The organism is Nocardioides houyundeii (assembly GCF_002865585.1).
GTDB lineage: Bacteria > Actinomycetota > Actinomycetes > Propionibacteriales > Nocardioidaceae > Nocardioides > Nocardioides houyundeii.
Window position 1 is genome coordinate 844,517 of the sequence record NZ_CP025581.1, and the last position, 14,527, is coordinate 859,043.

Consider the following 14,527-nt stretch of genomic DNA (forward strand, 5'->3'; position numbering starts at 1 on the left):
CGGCCGTCCCGGGTCGGTTCCGCCGGCCTCAGCCGGGTGGCCCGGTCACCGCACGGGCGCGTGTGGTCAGGGCGTCGCGCAGGTGCCGTACGTGCGGCGCGATCCGAGGCGTCCGGCGCATCCGCAGCGCCAGGGAGACGGTGGTGTCCAGGCCGGTGACGGGACGCTGGACGATGACGCCGGCCCGCTCCAGCGGGTCGCCCGCCACGCTGAAGGCAGGGAGCACGGTGAGGCCGGCGCCGTCGGCGACCATGGCCTTGCCGAGCTCGGCGCCGTCGGTGCTGGTCAGGACCCGGGGCCAGGTGTCACCGAAGAGGCGGACCGCCAGCCGGTGCATCAGGTAGCCCTCGCGCATCGCGACGAACGGCTCGGCCCGCAGGTCGGCCACGTCCACGCTCGCCCGGCCGGCCAGCGGGTGGTCGTGCGGCAGCACCGCGACCGTCGGCCCCGCCAGCAGCGGTACGTCGTACAGCCCGGCGGGCGGGTCGTCACCCTCGAGCACGTTGACCAGTCCCAGGTCCAGGCTGCCGTCCAGCAGGCCGGCGTCGATGGGGTCCTGACGGGTGTTGACCACCTCGACGCGGGTGTCGGGATGCTCGGCGGACAGGTCCCGCAGCGCGGGGGTGAGCAGGGTCGAGGTGGCGGTGCCGACCGTGCCGAGGCGGAGCACCCGGTTGGCCTGGGTGCGGTCCCCGGCGGCCTCGCGCAGTCGCGCCACGGACTCCAGCACCGCCTCGAGGTGGGGGAGGAGCTCCAAGCCCTCCCGGGAGATCCGGGCGCCGGAGCGCCGGCGGTCGAGCAGCACCACCCCGAGCTCGGACTCGAGCCGGGTGATGGCCTCCGACAGTGCGGGCTGGGAGAGGTGGACGCTCTCGCTGGCGCGCCGCAGCGACCCGTGGCGGGTGACGGCCACGACGTACTCGAGCTGCTCGACACGCATGGCGGGAATCTACACTGACTTGGCTTAGTTAATAGGGTTTCCCTGTCACCCGCTCGGCAGAACCGTGGTCCGGACCCCCGCTCCGGCCTTGGCGCCGACACGGTCAGCGCGTAATGTCCAGCAAACTAATAGACTTACTTTCCACCGCTGGGCGCTACGCCCCGAGGGCGTCCTGCCCCAACCACGACTCAGCTCTAGAGAAGACGAGGAAGCTCATGTCGTTGAAGTTCCACTGGTTCCTGCCCACCAACGGTGGCGACGGTCGGCAGGTCGTCGGCGGCGGTCACGGCGTCGACGCCCAGGGCTCCCAGCGCCCCGCCTCGGTGCCCTACCTGGGCCAGATCGCCCGGAGCGCGGAGCAGCTCGGCTTCGAGGCGGCGCTCACCCCGACCGGCGCGTGGTGCGAGGACGCCTGGGTCTCCACCGCGATGCTCAGCACCCTCTCGGAGCGGCTGAAGTTCCTGGTCGCCTTCCGCCCCGGCCTGGTGGCGCCGTTCCTGGGCGCCCAGATGGCCGGGACCTTCCAGAACCTCTCCGGGGGACGGCTGGCGCTCAACGTCGTCGTCGGCGGCGAGGACCACGAGCAGCGGATGTTCGGCGACTTCTCCACCAAGGAGGAGCGCTACGAGTCCGCCGGGGAGTTCCTGCACATCGTCAGGGCCCTTTGGAGCGGCGAGAAGGTCACCTTCCACGGCCGTCACCACTCGGTGGAGGACGCGGTGCTCGCCCAGATTCCCGACCCCATCCCCGAGATCTACTTCGGTGGCTCCTCGCCGGCGGCCGGCGTGGTCGCTGCCAAGTACTGCGACGTCTACCTGACCTGGGGCGAGCCGCCGGCCGCGGTGGCGAAGAAGGTCGCCTGGATCCGCGAGCTGGCCGAGAAGGAGGGCCGCGAGGTCCGCTTCGGCGTCCGCCTGCACACCATCGCCCGCGACACCCGCGAGGAGGCCTGGGCCGAGGCCGACCGTCTGCTGGACGGCATCAGCGAGGAGCAGATCGCCAAGGTGCAGGCCGGTCTGGCCCGCAGCGGGTCCGAGGGGCAGCGCCGGATGCTGGAGCTCAACAAGGGCAGCAAGGACGGCCTGGAGATCCACCCCGGGCTGTGGGCCGGGGTCGGCCTGGTCCGCGGCGGCGCCGGCACCGCCCTGGTGGGCAGCCACTCCGAGGTGGCCGACCTGGTCGAGGAGTACGCCGCGGTGGGCATCGAGGAGTTCGTGCTCTCGGCGTACCCCCACCTGGAGGGCGCCTACTGGTTCGGTGAGGGCGTGCTGCCCGAGCTGGCTCGTCGCGGGCTGTGGCAGCACCCGGCCCCGGTCGTCGACCGGGCCTCGGTGCCCTTCGGGGCGGCGGCCTCGTGAGCGCCCCTGCCGGGACCTCTGCCGAGCGCCCTGTCGAGACCGGCGCGGCGTTCGCCCTCGACCCGCGTGCGCTGCGGGACGTCTTCGGGGCCTTCCCGTCCGGGGTGGTCGCGGTCGCCGGCCGCGTGGGCGGCCAGCTGATCGGGCTGGCGGCCAGCTCGTTCACCTCCGTCAGCCTCGACCCGCCGCTGGTCTCCTTCTCGGTGGCGCGGACCAGCAACACCTGGCCCGCCCTGCGTGAGGCGGGACAGCTGGGGATCAGCGTGCTGGCCGACCACCACGACGTGCTGTGCCGCCAGCTCGCCGGGCCGGCGGACCGGCGGTTCGACGACCTCGCGCTGCGCACCAGCCCGGGCGGAGCGGTGCTGCTGGAGGAGGCGGTGGCCACGCTGACCTGCTCGCTGCACGCCGAGATCGAGGCCGGGGACCACACGATCGTGCTGCTGGCGGTGCACGAGGTGCGTGCCGAGCCCGAGCGGGCCCCGCTGGTCTTCCACCGCAGCGGCTTCAAGCGGCTGCACCGCGACGACCTGGACCCCAGCAGCCTCGACGGCCGGATCAACGGCGAGCCGGTGCGGTCCGAGGACGACGGCGACCTGCCCACCGAGCGCGCGGCGGTCGCGGTCTGACAGATTGGGACCATGGAGACACAGGAGCCTCTGGACGTGGTGGTGGTCGGGGCCGGCGTGGCCGGCCTGGCCGCCGCGCACCGCCTCGCCGCGACCGGACGACGCGTCCTGGTCCTGGAGGGCTCGCCGGAGGTGGGAGGCAAGCTGCGCCGAGCGTCGGTCGCCGGTGTCAGGGTCGACGTCGGCGCGGAGGCGATGCTCAACCGGCGCCCCGAAGGGGTGGACCTGGCCCGGGTGGTCGGGCTGCCGATCGAGCACCCCACCACCGCCTCGTCCCGGATCTGGACCCGCGGCGCCCTGCGTCCCCTGCCGCGCTCGCTGATGGGGGTGCCGCTGGACCTCGCGGCGCTCGAGGCGTCCGGGGTGCTCTCGCCCGCCGGCCTGCTCCGGGCCCGGCAGGAGCCCGAGGTGCCCCCGCTCCAGCTCCTCGAGGAGGACATCTCCGTCGGCGACCTGGTCGCCGAGCGCTTCGGCGACGAGGTCGTGGACCGGCTGGTGGAGCCCCTGCTCGGCGGCGTGTACGCCGGCAACGCCCGCCGCATCTCGGCCCGCGCGTCGGTGCCGCAGCTGGTCGCCCTCGCCCAGCGCGGGTCGGTGCTGGAGCAGGCCCCTGCCGTCCCCACCACCTACGACCTTCCCGTCTTCGCCGGCATCCCCGGCGGCATGGGCCAGCTGCCCGAGGCCCTGGCCCGCAACCTGGACGTGCGCACCGGCGCCACCGTGCGGGAGCTGCACCGCCACCCCGACGGGTTCGCGCTCACCGTGGGGCCCACCACCGCCCCGGAGCAGATCGTGGCCACCGCGGTGCTGCTGGCCACCCCCGCGGCCGCCACCTCGCGGCTGCTCGCCGAGGTCGCCCCCGGAGCCTCGATCGAGCTGGCGCCCATCGAGTACGCCTCGATGGCCGTGGTCACCTTCGCCTTCCGGCTGGCCGACGTCGCCGTGCTCGAGGCCAGCGGGTCCTCGGGGTTCCTGGTGCCGCCGGTCGACGGCCGCCGGATCAAGGCCTCCACCTTCTCCTTCGCCAAGTGGGGCTGGGTGCGTGCCGCCGGCGCCGAGCAGGACGTGGTCCACCTGCGGACCTCGCTGGGCCGCCACGGCGAGGAGACCGCGCTGCAGGCCAGTGACGAGGAGCTGGTGTCGTGGTCGCTCGCCGACCTCGCCGAGGCCACCGGCTGCACCGCGGTCCCGGTCGACGTGCACGTGCAGCGCTGGGGCGGGGGACTGCCGCAGTACGCCCCAGGACACCTGGGGCGGGTGGCGCGGGTCCGGGCAGCGCTGCCGCCGGACCTCGCGGTGGCCGGTGCGGCGTACGACGGGGTGGGCATCCCGGCGGTCATCGGCTCCGCGCTCCGGGCCGTCGATGCGCTGCCGGCGGCGCAGCCCTAGTCGGGTGCTGGTGTGCTCGGTCACACGGGCACAATGGGGCGCATGAGCGACGCCACCGAGACCACCCCCACGAACGCCTCCCGGATCAAGGACCTCAACGACTCGATCCGCTACACGATGTGGTCGGTGTTCAAGCTGCGCGACCTGATCGGCGACGCCGACCGCGCCGCCGAGGCGGCCGAGGTCGAGGAGCTCTTCGCCAAGCTCGCCGCCGACGACGTGGTGATCCGCGGCACCTACGACGTCAGCGGGCTGCGCGCCGACGCCGACGTCATGATTTGGTGGCACGCCGAGGACAGCCAGCAGCTGCAGGCGGCCTACAACGCGTTCCGCCGTACGGTGTTCGGCCGCCGCCTGGAGCCGGTCTGGTCGCAGATGGCGCTGCACCGGCCGGCGGAGTTCAACAAGTCCCACATCCCGGCGTTCCTGGCCGACGAGACCCCCCGGGCGCACGTGTGCGTCTACCCGTTCGTCCGGTCCTACGAGTGGTACCTGCTGGAGGACTCGGAGCGCCGCACCATGCTCGCCGACCACGGCAAGATGGCGCGCGACTTCGTCGACGTGCGCGCCAACACCGTGGCCAGCTTCGCGCTCGGCGACTACGAGTGGATGCTCGCCTTCGAGGCCGACGAGCTCTACCGGATCGTGGACCTGATGCGGCACCTGCGCGGCTCCGAGGCGCGCCGCCACGTGCGCGAGGAGGTCCCGTTCTACACCGGCTCCCGGGCCAGCGTCGCCGAGCTCCTCGACCGCCTGCCCTGAACCCTGGCTGAAGCGGGAACCACCGCCCGGCGGCACGCGTCGAACAGGGCATGAGGACCCTGAGGCTCGTCGCGGCCCTGCTGAGCCCTGCGCTGCTGCTGGCCTGCGGCACCGGCACCGGCACCGGGGACGGGGACGGGGACGGCGCCGCGAGTGATCCGGGTCCCGCCACGTCTGCGCCGTCGAGCCCCGTGCCGGCCGCCACCGGCCGCGTCAGCACGCCGCAGCTGGCGCTGGTGATGGACACCGGCCGACCCGAGCTCTGCCTGGGGCCGGTGGCGCAGTCCTGGCCGCCGCAGTGCCGCGGTCTGCCGCTGGCGGGCTGGCGGTGGTCGAAGCATCCCGAGCACGAGGAGCAGGACGGCGCCCGGTGGGGCAGCTTCGCGGTCACCGGGACCTGGGACGGGGAGAGGTTCACCGTCCAGGAGGCGGTCCCCGCCGCCCGGTACGACGTACCTGGCGCGGAGCCGACCGCCACCTCGACCCCCGGCTCCACGGTGCGGCCCTCGTTGTCCCCGGACGAGCTCGCGGTGGTCGCCGAGGAGTCGGCGCTGCTGCCCGGCTGGCGCTCCGCCGCAGTGGTCGACTCACAGGTCCTGGTCGACGTGGTCTACGACGACGGCTCGCTCCAGGAGTGGGCCGATCAGCGCTGGGGTCGGGGTGTCGTGGTCCTCCTGCCCCTGCTGAGCGGCGATCGTGCGCCATGATCGGGTCCATGACGCGATCGCAGCTGCGAAGCACCGCGGCGCTGGGCCTGGCCGGCCTGGTCCTGGGGCTGGCAGCGTGCGGCACCAGCGACGGGGCCGGGGGCGGCGCGCCGCCGCCGAGCGGCTCGACGGCGATGCCGGAGTCGGTCCCGGCCGCCGAGGGAGTCGTCACCACCGACGGGCTGGTCACCGTGCTGGACGAGGGACGGGCCGAGGGCGGGCCGCGGCTGTGCCTGGGGCCGGTCGCCCGGTCGCTCCCTCCGCAGTGCGAGGGCGTCGCGCTGGCGGGCTGGAGCTGGTCCGAGCACTCCGAGCACCAGCGGCGCGCCGGGGTGCGCTGGGGCGACTTCGCGCTGACCGGGACCTTCGACGGGTCCACCTTCACCGTCACCGAGGCGGTCCCCGCCGCGGTGTACGACGAGCCGCCGGGCGAGGAGACCGACCTCGAGACGCCGTGCCCGGAGCCCGCGGACGGCTGGAAGGTCGTCGACGCCGCGAAGGTGAGCAGCGCCGCGCTGGACGAGACGCTGCGGGTCGCCGGACAGCTGCCCGGGTACGCCGACTCCTGGCTGGACCCGGCGCCGGCCGCGGAGGCCGACCTGGGCATCGTCAACGTGCGGGTCGTCCAGGACGTGGCCGGGGCGGAGGCCACCCTGCGCGAGACCTGGGGCGGCGCGCTGTGCGTGTCCCAGGCGGCGTACTCGGCAGCCGAGCTCACCGAGCTGAGCAACACTCTCCAGAGGCTGCCCGGAGTGCTGACCAGCTGGGCCTGGCTCGACGTGGTGCGTCTGGTGGTCGTCCACGACGACGGCTCGCTCCAGGACTGGGCAGACCAGACCTACGGCGAGGGCCGGGTGGAGGTCCGCTCCACCCTCGCCCCGGCGGAGGGCTAAGGGCTGACGCGGTAGCGGTCTGCTGCCCTTCGTCGGTCTTCTGCACCGATGGCAAGGGTCCTTGGCCTCTGACTGCGGGCACCGCTGCGGGGTGAGGGTCGCAGCAGAGCGCCCGCGCGGCCCGACGAAAGGACCGACCCCATGAGCGAGAGAGACATCGAGCTTCTTGCCCTCAACCCGCTGTTCGTCCGCCCCGGCGAGGCGCGGGAGGTCCCGGCGTTCTCGCTGCCCGAGGAGTCGATGACCCCGGAGACGGCGTACCAGTTCGTGCACGACGAGGCCATGCTCGACGGGAACGCCCGGCTCAACCTGGCTACCTTCGTCGGGACCTGGATGGACCCGATGGCCGCCAAGCTCTACTCCGAGACCTTCGACAAGAACATGGTCGACAAGGACGAGTACCCCCAGACCGCGGCGATCGAGGAACGGTGCTGGCGGATCCTTGCCGAGCTCTGGCACGCGCCCGACCCCAGCCGGTCGATCGGCACCTCGACGATCGGCTCGTCAGAGGCGGGCATGCTGGGCGGGCTCGCGCTCAAGCGCCGCTGGCAGCACGCCCGCAAGGCGGCCGGCAAGTCCACCGACCGGCCCAACCTGGTGATGAGCTCGGCCGTCCAAGTGTGCTGGCTGAAGTTCTGCAACTACTTCGACGTGGAGACCCGGACGGTCCCGATCAGCGACGAGCACCGCACGATGGACGGCTTCGAGCTGGAGAAGTACGTCGACGAGAACACCATCGGCGTGGTGCCGATCATGGGCGTGACCTACACCGGGATGTACGAGCAGGTGGCCAAGATCTGCCAAGCCCTGGACCAGATCCAGGAGTCCACCGGGCTCGACGTCCCGGTCCACGTCGACGCCGCTTCCGGCGGCTTCGTAACGCCCTTCGCCCAGCCCGACATGGAGTGGGACTTCCGGCTCGACCGGGTGCACTCGATCAACGTCAGCGGCCACAAGTACGGCCTGGTCTACCCGGGCCTGGGCTGGGTGGTGTGGAAGGAACAGGCCTTCCTCCCCGAGGACCTGATCTTCTACGTCTCCTACCTCGGTGGCCGGATGCCGACCTTCGCCCTGAACTTCTCCCGACCCGGCGCCCAGGTGCTGCTGCAGTACTACAACTTCATCCGCCTCGGCCGTCGCGGCTACGCCGCGGTGCAGGAGGAGAGCCTCGCGGTCGCGCAGTACCTGGCCCGGGAGATCGAGAAGCTGGGTCCGTTCACGCTGTGGAACGACGCCTCCGACATCCCGGTGTTCGCCTGGGAGCTCAAGCCGGACCACACCTCGAACTGGAGCCTCTACGACCTCTCCGACCAGTTGCGCCAGCGCGGCTGGCTGGTGCCGGCGTACCCGTTGCCCAATGACCTCTCCGACCGGACCGTGCAGCGGATCGTGGTGCGCAACGGCCTGTCCCACGACCTCGCCGACCGCCTGCTCGACAGTCTGCGCAGCAGCGTGGAGTTCCTGGACAGCCTGCCTGGTCCGCTGCCGCGTGAGCAGAAGACGGAGATGTTCCACCACTGAAGGGGTCGGTGATGACCGATCACCGCAATGCCGCGTCACCGGGGGACGGGGACTCCCTTCCGGCGGCTGCCGGGACGGGCGCCACGAGGACCGCGATCACGTTGCTCGGCACCGGACAGCTGGCCATCCTCACGGTGGTCGTCGTGGCCAGCCTGCGGAGCCTGCCGACCATGGCCACCTACGGTCTGGCGTCGATCACGCTCTACCTGATCCCCGCGGTCCTGTTCCTGGTCCCCACCGCCCTGGTGGCCGCGGAGCTGGCCACCGGGTGGCAGGGCGGGATCTACGCCTGGGTCCGGGAGGCCCTGGGCAACCGGTGGGGCTTCCTGGCGATCTGGCTCCAGTGGGTCCAGAACGTCGTCTGGTTTCCCGTGCAGCTGGCCTTCATCGCAGCGGCGGTCGCCTTCACGGTGGGTCGTGGCGACCTCGCCAACGACGGCCTCTTCAACGCGATCGTGATCCTCTTCTTCTACTACCTCGCCACTGCGGTGGCCCTGGCCGGTGGCAACCTCTTTGCCAGGATCGGCTCGTGGGGCGGCGTCATCGGCACGATCATCCCGGGCATCCTGCTGATCGTGCTCGGGGCGATCTGGCTGGCTGACGGGCAGAAGTCGCAGACCCCGCTGGAGGCCTCCGACGTGATTCCACCCTTCACCGGATTCGCCTCGATCGTGCTGATCGTCTCCAACTTCCTGGCGTACGCCGGCATGGAGGTCAACGCGGTCCACGCCAACCGGATGAGGGACCCTGGCCGGCAGTACCCCAAGGCGATCCTGATCGCCTCCTGCTTGATCCTCGGCGTCTTCATCGTGCCCACGATCATGGTCGCGGCGCTGGTGCCGAAGTCTGCGCTCGGGCTGACCGACGGGATCATGCTGGCCTTCCGCAACTTCTTCGAGCACTACGGCGTCGGCTGGGCCACCTACGTGCTCTCGGCGATGATCGCCATCGGCGCGCTCGCCTCGGTGGTCACCTGGATCGCCGCGCCGTCGATGGGGCTGCTGGCGGCCGGCAGGACCGGGGTGCTCCCGCCGTGGATGCAGAAGCAGAACAAGCGCGGCGTCGAGGAGGGGATCCTGGCCGTCCAGGGCGTCATCGTCACCGTGCTCGCGCTGCTCTTCGTGATCATCCCGAACGTGAGCGCGGTCTTCTTCACGCTCGTGGACATGGCGGCGGCGCTCTACCTGATCATGTACCTGCTGATGTTCGCCTCGGTGGTGCGGTTGCGCCGTACCCAACCGGACGTGCGGCGCAGCTACCGGGTGCCCGCCGTCGGCCTGGTGGCCGGCGTGGGCTTCCTCGCCTCCGCGGCGGCCCTGGTCCTGGGGTTCATCCCTCCGTCGGGACTGGTGGGGATCCCCCCGGCGGTCTACCCCTACGTGATGCTCGGCGTCGTGGTCCTGCTCGGCATGCCGCCGCTGCTGATCTACGCGGTGCGCAAGCCGCACTGGCGGACCACGGACGACCGGGGCAACCCTCTCCCCGCGGCCGGAGCTGCCAGCGGCTCGGGCGGATCGGGAGGGGGAGACTGATGCGAGAGCCGGTGCGGCTGCGCCCACTGCGGCTCCTGGCGGCAGGTCTGTTTGCCGTGAGCCTGGCAGCAGCGCTGGCCGGCTGCGCCGACGACGACAGGCAGGTCGCCCAGGAGCGAGCCGAGCGGCTGGTGGAGCTGACCCGTTCCAACGGGACCGCCCCGGAGCTGACCGTCGAAGTGGCGCGCAACCTCTACGGGGAGCACGCCTACGCGGTCTGCGCGTCGCTGGCGGGCAGTCCGCTCGACCTCGCCGTCTGGGCGCGGGTCACGCGGGCGGTGCCTGAGGAACTGGTGCAGGACCTCGTCGCCTACGACCGGTCGGTGGTGGAGGTCTACTGCCCTGACCGGCTCGACGACTACGAGGACCTGCTCGACACGCTGAACGTGGACGAGAGCGATCGCTGACCAGTGCGTCGGCGCATGGACGAGGAGCACGGCAAGGGCCAAGTCAACCGGCTCACGCCTGGTGCCCGGAGCCTGTATAGCGTTGGCGTGTGCCCCCATCTCTCAAGTCAGCACGCGTCATGCTGGCCGGGTCGTTGACGACGGCACTCGCCGCCGGAGGTATCGCAGCGGCGTGGGTTCTCATCGGCCGGACAGGGTTCACCTTCGCCTGGGTCACTCATTTCATTCTCATGGCGTGGGTGTCTTCGATCGTCGGTCCGCGGGTACACATTCCGAGTCACGGTTGGCTCCGGGTCAGGCACTGGGAGGCGCGGCTCTACCCGGCACTGGGGGTCCGACTGTTCGGGAAGCTGCTCGACGTCATCGGATGGAACCGGCTCATCGCAAGAGAACGTGGGTTCGACGGCACGCGGGAGGGCCTGAAAGAGCTCGATCAGCACACACGTCGCTCCGAGGTCGGCCACAGCATCTGCCTCTTCGTTGCTGCGGCCGTGGCTTTCGGCGTGCTGTCGACAGGGGCATGGCGAGGGGCCGTCTGGCTGGTGGCCCTCGGACTGCTCCTACATCTGTACCCAGCGCTGCTGCAGCGGCTCTTGCGTGCCCGCCTTCAGTCCATCTCGGCCCGGCTCTCAAGGAAGAGCTCTCCTCTCCTGTGAGACCGAACCAGGTCCGAGGCGGATCGTGCTCAGTCCGAAGAAGGGGTGTCCTGCTTCGGCTGCAAGGTGAGGCTGACCGAGTTGATGCAGTAGCGGTCGCCGGTCGGCGTGCCGTAGCCGTCGGGGAAGACGTGGCCCAGGTGGGAGCCGCACGTCGCGCAGCGCACCTCGACGCGCTTCATGCCGTGGCTGGTGTCCTCGATGTACTCGATCGTGTCGGTCATCGGCTGGTAGAAGCTGGGCCAGCCGCACCCGGAGTGGAACTTGGTGTCGGACTCGAAGAGCTCCGAGCCGCACGCCTTGCAGGAGTAGACCCCGGTGGTCTCGGTGTCGTTGTACTCACCGGTGAAGGCGCGCTCCGTGCCTGCCTGGCGGAGTACGGCGTACTCCTCGGGGGACAGCTCTGCTCGCCACTGCTCGTCGGTCTTCTCCACGTCGTAACCCATGAGGGTCACGGTAATCGGCCCGCCAAGGACGGTCGTAGGGCGGCGGGTCGCCGACGGCATCGAAGACCCGAACAAAGTTTCGTTTAGTGTCTCAGTCGGTGGGACGTGGGGCCTTGGTTGTCGGTGGGTGTCGGTTGGCTGGAGGCATGACAGCGAGCGCGGTGCGGGAGCCGGGGATGGCCCCTGGGGGCTCGGTGCTGGTGGACTCGGTGGCGGAGGCCCGGTTGGGGCTGCGTGCGGCGGCGATGGTGTCGCCGGGGTCGTTGGGGACCGGGGAGCTGGCGGCCGCGATCGGTGAGCTGGCGGGGTTGGAGTCGGCGGCGACCGCGTTGCGGTTGGCGCTCTCCGCCGAGGCGCAGGTGCGGCGGGTGGCCGAGGATCCGGTCCATGGTGGGGCGGCAACCGGGACCGATGCCTGGTTGGCCGGGTTGTTGGGTGCCACGCGGGAGTCGCAGGCAGCGGGGTTGAGGTTGGGGGAGCTGTTGTCCTCCAAGTACGCCGCGACGCGGGAGGCGTTCGCGGCGGGCCGGATCAGGGTGGACCAGGTCCGGGTGATCGTGAACGCCGCGGAGCAGGCCCCGGCCCGGGCCACGCCCGAGCAGCTCGCGACCGCGGAGGAGCTGTTGGTGGGCAAGGCGACCGGGGAGGGGACGCGGTCGGGGCGGGCGATGAACGCGAAGCGGTTGCGGCAGGCGGCGCGGCGGATGTTCGATCCGGTGGACCGAGGGCTGGCCGACGAGCACGAGCACGCGATGTTGACCCGGGAGAAGCATGGTGCTGACCGGGAGACCTATCTGTCGTTGCATGACAACGGGGACGGGACGTGGTCGGGGAGGTTCCGGATCCCGGAGCTGCACGGGTCGTTGTTGGACACGGTGCTGGGCCGGTTGAGCAGCCCGCGGCGGTTGGGTCGGGACAGGACCGGGGCTCCGGTGGTCGATGAGACCGCTGCGGGGGTGGGGGAGAGCGTGTCGTTCCCGGAGATCCAGGGTGCGGCGTTGTGTGAGCTGATCGAGCACCTGCCTACCAGTGGGCATGGCGGATCGGCTGCGGCGGTGCTGGTCACGTTGGACCTGGCGGCGTTGCTGGACGGGGTGGGTGCGGCTCGGTTGGAGACCGGGGTGCGGGTCACCGCGGGGGATGCTCGTCGGTTGGCGTGCGAGGCGGGGTTGGTCCCGGTGGTGCTGGGCGGTCGCTCGGAGCCGCTGGACCTGGGTCGGGAGCGGCGGTTGCACTCGGTGGCGCAGCGTCGGGCGTTGTCGCTGGTCCATGACAGCTGTGCGGTCGCGGGGTGTGAGCGGCCGTTCTCCTGGTGCGAGATCCACCATCACCGGCTGGCGTGGTCCCAGGGTGGGCGGACCGATCTGGGCAACGGGCTCCCGTTGTGCGGGCATCACCACCGCAGAGCCCATGACCCGGGCTGGGACCTACGTGAGCACACCTCCGGGGAGCGCCGCTTCCACCGCAGACGATGGGAGCGGCCTGCCGGAGGGGAGTCCGCGTGTCGAGAGGAGCGCCAGCGGCCGGAGTGCCGGGATCCTCGCTAGCGTGACCCCATGGCCACACCAGCAGCCTTCGTCCAGGCCGGGGACCGGGAGGTTCGCGTCTCCTCACCGGACCGCGTCATCTACGAGGCCACCGAGCGCACCCCGGAGGTCACCAAGCTGATGGTGGCGCAGTACTTCGCCGACGTCGGTGACCCGCTGATGCAGGCGCTGCGCGACCGTCCCACCGCCCTGGAGCGGTGGCCCTCGGGGGTGCGGGAGGGGTTCAAGCTGGCCACCGGCCCGCAGGACAAGGACGCCGAGGCGTTCTACCAGAAGCGGATCGCCAAGGGTGCCCCCGACTTCGTGGAGGCGGTGGAGATCACCTTCCCGTCCGGCCGCAAGGCCTCGGAGATCTGCCCGACCGAGATCGCGGTCCCGGTCTGGTGCGCCCACATGGGCACGCTCACCTTCCACCCGTGGCCGACCCGCCGCTCCGACGTGGACCGCCCCGACGAGCTCCGCATCGACCTGGACCCGCAGCCCGGTACGTCGTTCGCCGACGCGGTGCGCGTCGCCGGGGCGGCTCGCGAGCTGCTGGCGGACCTCGGCATCCGCGGATTCGCCAAGACCAGCGGGAACCGCGGCGTGCACGTCTTCGTCCGGATCCGGCCCGACTGGGAGTTCGTCGACGTCCGGCACGCCGCCATCGCCTTCGGCCGCGAGCTGGAGAAGCGCGACGACGGCGTGACCACCGCGTGGTGGAAGGAGGAACGGGGGAGCAGGATCTTCGTCGACTACAACCAGAACTGCCGCGACCGCACGATGGCCTCGGCGTACTCGTTGCGTCCCCTGCCCGGTGCGCCGGTCTCCACCCCGGTCACGTGGGAGGAACTGGCCGAGCTCGACGACCCCCGGGGCTTCAACCTCGTCACCGTGCCGCAGCGTCTGGCCGAGCAGCCGGACCCGTGGGCCGAGATCGACGAGGTGGCGCACGACCTCACCGCCCTGCTGGACCTGTGGGAGCAGCACCCGGTCGAGCTCAACTACCCGCCGGACTACCCCAAGATGCCCGGCGAGCCGCCTCGGGTGCAGCCCAGCAAGAAGGTTGCCGAGCACTGGGACACCGACGGCAACCGTGTCGACACCTGAGCCGTCACCCGCACGAGCCCGGGCAAGCACGATGTTGGGTCGCTACGACGCTGTCGCGCCGGCCCGCGGAGTGGTACAGAGGTAGACATGCCCGAGGACCAGCGAATCGGCCGCTTCCCCCGCGAGCCCGGCAAGCGCGGGGCCGCCGGCGCGGAGCGCTGGAGCGACTACCTGGACTGGCTGCGCACCGACATCGTCACGACCGTGACCGGTATGCACTCCAGCGAGTCCCGCAAGACGCGCCTGCCGTCGGGGTGGACGCCGATCGAGCTGCTGTCCCACCTCATGCACATGGAGCAGCGCTGGTTCATCTGGGGCTTCCTCGGCGAGCAGGTCCGCGACCCGTGGGGTGACTGGAACGCCAGCGACCCGTGGGCGGCCCAGGAGCTCGACGACGTACGCGACGGACCGCGGTGGAGCGTTCCCGACGACGTCACGGTGGAGCGGATCGCCGAGCGCTTGGAGGCGGTGGCCGAACGCACGCACCGGATCCTGCGGGAGCACTCCCTCTCCGAGCCTGCCGCGATCGGCGGCCGGTTCTCCGACCACCCGCCGACCCTGGAGTGGATCTGCTTCCACGTGCTCAGCGAGTACGCCCGGCACGCGGGCCACCTCGACATCGTCACCGAGATGGGTGGCGGCTGACCGCCC

At 71.5% G+C, this 14,527-nt stretch carries 15 protein-coding genes; 13 read left to right on the plus strand and 2 right to left on the minus strand.

Features of this window, described 5'->3' with window-relative positions; translation table 11 throughout:
- Positions 1-28: 28 nt before the first annotated feature.
- On the minus strand, positions 29-940 hold the full coding sequence (locus tag C0R66_RS04105; RefSeq protein ID WP_101523633.1) for a LysR family transcriptional regulator: 912 nt from the start codon (positions 938-940) through the stop codon (positions 29-31).
- 215 nt (positions 941-1,155) lie between these two features.
- Between C0R66_RS04105 and C0R66_RS04110 the strand changes: the two genes are divergently transcribed.
- From C0R66_RS04110 to C0R66_RS04155, 10 genes are all read left to right on the plus strand, one after another.
- Positions 1,156-2,298 (plus strand): LLM class flavin-dependent oxidoreductase, encoded by a 1,143-nt coding sequence (locus C0R66_RS04110; RefSeq protein ID WP_101523634.1) that lies wholly within the window; start codon positions 1,156-1,158, stop codon positions 2,296-2,298.
- Positions 2,295-2,927 carry a flavin reductase family protein gene (locus tag C0R66_RS04115; RefSeq protein WP_199286811.1) on the plus strand — a complete coding sequence of 211 codons (633 nt, stop codon included), beginning with the start codon at positions 2,295-2,297 and terminating at the stop codon, positions 2,925-2,927. Before C0R66_RS04110 ends, C0R66_RS04115 begins: the two co-directional genes overlap by 4 nt.
- A 12-nt stretch (positions 2,928-2,939) precedes the next feature.
- A complete protein-coding gene (gene hemG, locus C0R66_RS04120) occupies positions 2,940-4,316 on the plus strand; it encodes a protoporphyrinogen oxidase (protein WP_101523635.1) in 1,377 nt (458 codons plus the stop codon).
- Positions 4,317-4,358: 42 nt separating this feature from the next.
- Positions 4,359-5,078, plus strand: coding sequence for a hydrogen peroxide-dependent heme synthase (gene hemQ, locus C0R66_RS04125; protein WP_101523636.1), 720 nt, complete (start codon positions 4,359-4,361; stop codon positions 5,076-5,078).
- Positions 5,079-5,128: 50 nt separating this feature from the next.
- Positions 5,129-5,785: a hypothetical protein gene (locus tag C0R66_RS04130; RefSeq protein WP_101523637.1), complete on the plus strand. Its 657-nt coding sequence runs from the start codon at positions 5,129-5,131 to the stop codon at positions 5,783-5,785.
- A gap of 8 nt (positions 5,786-5,793) precedes the next feature.
- Positions 5,794-6,678: a hypothetical protein gene (locus tag C0R66_RS04135; protein ID WP_101523638.1), complete on the plus strand. Its 885-nt coding sequence runs from the start codon at positions 5,794-5,796 to the stop codon at positions 6,676-6,678.
- Between the two features lie 141 nt (positions 6,679-6,819).
- Complete coding sequence (gene gad, locus C0R66_RS04140) at positions 6,820-8,199, plus strand: glutamate decarboxylase (RefSeq protein WP_101523639.1); 1,380 nt, start codon at positions 6,820-6,822, stop codon at positions 8,197-8,199.
- 11 nt (positions 8,200-8,210) lie between these two features.
- On the plus strand, positions 8,211-9,731 hold the full coding sequence (gadC, locus tag C0R66_RS04145; RefSeq protein WP_101523640.1) for a glutamate/gamma-aminobutyrate antiporter GadC: 1,521 nt from the start codon (positions 8,211-8,213) through the stop codon (positions 9,729-9,731).
- On the plus strand, positions 9,731-10,138 hold the full coding sequence (locus C0R66_RS04150; protein ID WP_101523641.1) for a hypothetical protein: 408 nt from the start codon (positions 9,731-9,733) through the stop codon (positions 10,136-10,138). Before gadC ends, C0R66_RS04150 begins: the two co-directional genes overlap by 1 nt.
- 119 nt (positions 10,139-10,257) lie before the next feature.
- Positions 10,258-10,794 carry a glycosyl-4,4'-diaponeurosporenoate acyltransferase CrtO family protein gene (locus C0R66_RS04155; RefSeq protein ID WP_101523642.1) on the plus strand — a complete coding sequence of 179 codons (537 nt, stop codon included), beginning with the start codon at positions 10,258-10,260 and terminating at the stop codon, positions 10,792-10,794.
- A 29-nt stretch (positions 10,795-10,823) separates the two neighbouring features.
- Here C0R66_RS04155 and msrB read toward each other — a convergent pair whose 3' ends face one another.
- Positions 10,824-11,240, minus strand: coding sequence for a peptide-methionine (R)-S-oxide reductase MsrB (msrB, locus tag C0R66_RS04160; RefSeq protein ID WP_101523643.1), 417 nt, complete (start codon positions 11,238-11,240; stop codon positions 10,824-10,826).
- Between the two features lie 146 nt (positions 11,241-11,386).
- Between msrB and C0R66_RS04165 the strand changes: the two genes are divergently transcribed.
- From C0R66_RS04165 to C0R66_RS04175, 3 genes are all read left to right on the plus strand, one after another.
- Positions 11,387-12,787, plus strand: a complete 1,401-nt coding sequence (locus C0R66_RS04165; protein WP_101523644.1) for an HNH endonuclease signature motif containing protein — start codon at positions 11,387-11,389, stop codon at positions 12,785-12,787.
- A gap of 9 nt (positions 12,788-12,796) precedes the next feature.
- Positions 12,797-13,876, plus strand: a complete 1,080-nt coding sequence (locus tag C0R66_RS04170) for a DNA polymerase domain-containing protein (protein ID WP_101523645.1) — start codon at positions 12,797-12,799, stop codon at positions 13,874-13,876.
- A gap of 87 nt (positions 13,877-13,963) precedes the next feature.
- Positions 13,964-14,521, plus strand: a complete 558-nt coding sequence (locus C0R66_RS04175; protein WP_101523646.1) for a mycothiol transferase — start codon at positions 13,964-13,966, stop codon at positions 14,519-14,521.
- The last annotated feature ends 6 nt before the right edge of the window (positions 14,522-14,527 follow it).

Excerpts from the sequence above, each read along its gene's own strand:
- C0R66_RS04105 (WP_101523633.1), bottom strand. The coding sequence starts at position 940 with ATGCGTGTCGAGCAGCTCGAGTACGTCGTGGCCGTCACCCGCCACGGG.
- C0R66_RS04110 (WP_101523634.1), top strand. The coding sequence starts at position 1,156 with ATGTCGTTGAAGTTCCACTGGTTCCTGCCCACCAACGGTGGCGACGGT.
- hemG (WP_101523635.1), top strand. The coding sequence starts at position 2,940 with ATGGAGACACAGGAGCCTCTGGACGTGGTGGTGGTCGGGGCCGGCGTG.
- hemQ (WP_101523636.1), top strand. The coding sequence starts at position 4,359 with ATGAGCGACGCCACCGAGACCACCCCCACGAACGCCTCCCGGATCAAG.
- C0R66_RS04130 (WP_101523637.1), top strand. The coding sequence starts at position 5,129 with ATGAGGACCCTGAGGCTCGTCGCGGCCCTGCTGAGCCCTGCGCTGCTG.
- C0R66_RS04135 (WP_101523638.1), top strand. The coding sequence starts at position 5,794 with ATGACGCGATCGCAGCTGCGAAGCACCGCGGCGCTGGGCCTGGCCGGC.
- gad (WP_101523639.1), top strand. The coding sequence starts at position 6,820 with ATGAGCGAGAGAGACATCGAGCTTCTTGCCCTCAACCCGCTGTTCGTC.
- gadC (WP_101523640.1), top strand. The coding sequence starts at position 8,211 with ATGACCGATCACCGCAATGCCGCGTCACCGGGGGACGGGGACTCCCTT.
- C0R66_RS04150 (WP_101523641.1), top strand. The coding sequence starts at position 9,731 with ATGCGAGAGCCGGTGCGGCTGCGCCCACTGCGGCTCCTGGCGGCAGGT.
- C0R66_RS04155 (WP_101523642.1), top strand. The coding sequence starts at position 10,258 with ATGCTGGCCGGGTCGTTGACGACGGCACTCGCCGCCGGAGGTATCGCA.
- msrB (WP_101523643.1), bottom strand. The coding sequence starts at position 11,240 with ATGGGTTACGACGTGGAGAAGACCGACGAGCAGTGGCGAGCAGAGCTG.
- C0R66_RS04165 (WP_101523644.1), top strand. The coding sequence starts at position 11,387 with ATGACAGCGAGCGCGGTGCGGGAGCCGGGGATGGCCCCTGGGGGCTCG.
- C0R66_RS04170 (WP_101523645.1), top strand. The coding sequence starts at position 12,797 with ATGGCCACACCAGCAGCCTTCGTCCAGGCCGGGGACCGGGAGGTTCGC.
- C0R66_RS04175 (WP_101523646.1), top strand. The coding sequence starts at position 13,964 with ATGCCCGAGGACCAGCGAATCGGCCGCTTCCCCCGCGAGCCCGGCAAG.